Source organism: Burkholderia sp. Ax-1719, from assembly GCF_011753055.1.
GTDB lineage: Bacteria > Pseudomonadota > Gammaproteobacteria > Burkholderiales > Burkholderiaceae > Paraburkholderia.
This window is the reverse complement of the sequence record NZ_VWWJ01000073.1, coordinates 1-1171: the sequence shown is the minus strand read 5'-3', so window position 1 is coordinate 1171 and position 1171 is coordinate 1. Positions and strand designations below refer to the sequence as shown.

Below are 1171 nucleotides of genomic sequence, written 5' to 3'. Positions count from 1 at the left end.
CCCCGGCCACCAGCAGACAGATTAACTTCTTCTTCATCGACATTCTCCTTATGGGTCGTTATTGCAGGCGTTTCGACGTTTAATTCTTTTATTGCGGGTTTTTCTGGTGGCCGTTTTTATCCGTCGCACGCATCGCTGCGCGCGCCGTGTCAGGTCATCGGGAGAGGTCAGGCAGCGCGCCGTCCAATCGGCGAACCCACTGCGCCAGGCGGCGTGCCTGCCGTAGCGGTTTCAGCGGGATCGGGCTGGATGAACGCCATCTGCATATCGCGCATACGCTTCTTTTCACGTGCGCTCATCAACTGGTTCACGGCGATCACGCCAATCGTCACGGCGCTGATAAAGAGCGTCGCCAGCGCGTTCATCTCCGGATTCAGACCCAGACGAACACGCGAGAACACCACCAGCGGCAGCGTCGTCGAGCCGGGGCCGGAGAGGAACGCGGAGAGCACCAGGTCGTCGATCGAGAGCGTGAACGAGAGCAGCCAGCCCGAAAGCAGCGCCTGCGAGATGAGCGGCAGCGTGATGACGAAGAACACCTTCAGCGGCGTGGCGCCCAGATCGAGCGCCGCTTCCTCAAGCGACTTGTTCATCTCCTTCACACGCGACTGCACGATGATCGCCACATACGACACGCACAGCATCACGTGGCCGATCCAGATCGTGAGGATGCCGCGTCCTGCGGGCCAGCCAATCATCTGCTGGAGCGCCACGAAAAGCAGCAGCAGCGAAATGCCCTGAATCACCTCAGGAATCACAAGCGGGGCGTTGATCATGCCGGTGTAGAGCGTGAAGCCGCGAAAGCGCCCCATGCGGGCCAGCACGAAACCGGCCCACGTCCCGATCACCACCGACGCAAACGCCGTCATCAGACCGATCTTCAGCGACAGCCACGCCGCCGAGAGAAGCTCGTCGTCCTGCAGCAGCGCCGCATACCACTTGAGCGAGAAGCCCGACCACACCGTCACCAGTTTCGACTCGTTAAACGAATAGACAACGAGGCTGATGATCGGGATATAGAGAAACAGAAAACCAAGCGTGAGAACGCTGGTGGAAATCGCGCGATTGGGCTTGATCATTTGCTTTCCTCCAGTTCCTTGACCTGGTAGTACTGAAAGACTGCCATCGGCACGAGCAGCAGCAACACCATCGCGACGGTGACAGCCGAGGC

1 protein-coding gene and 1 pseudogene are annotated in these 1171 nt (G+C 59.6%); both read right to left on the bottom strand.

Going from position 1 to position 1171, the window contains the following annotated elements:
• Window positions 1-167: 167 nt before the first annotated feature.
• Complete coding sequence (locus F3J17_RS35910; RefSeq protein ID WP_167069261.1) at window positions 168-1079, bottom strand: ABC transporter permease subunit; 912 nt, start codon at window positions 1077-1079, stop codon at window positions 168-170.
• Window positions 1076-1171 (bottom strand): annotated as a pseudogene (locus F3J17_RS35905) (putrescine ABC transporter permease PotH); the annotation flags it as partial. The pseudogene F3J17_RS35905 and the gene F3J17_RS35910, both read right to left, overlap by 4 nt.

What these genes read in the sequence shown, in the direction of transcription:
- F3J17_RS35910 (WP_167069261.1), bottom strand. Translation starts at nt 1,079, where the DNA reads ATGATCAAGCCCAATCGCGCGATTTCCACCAGCGTTCTCACGCTTGGT.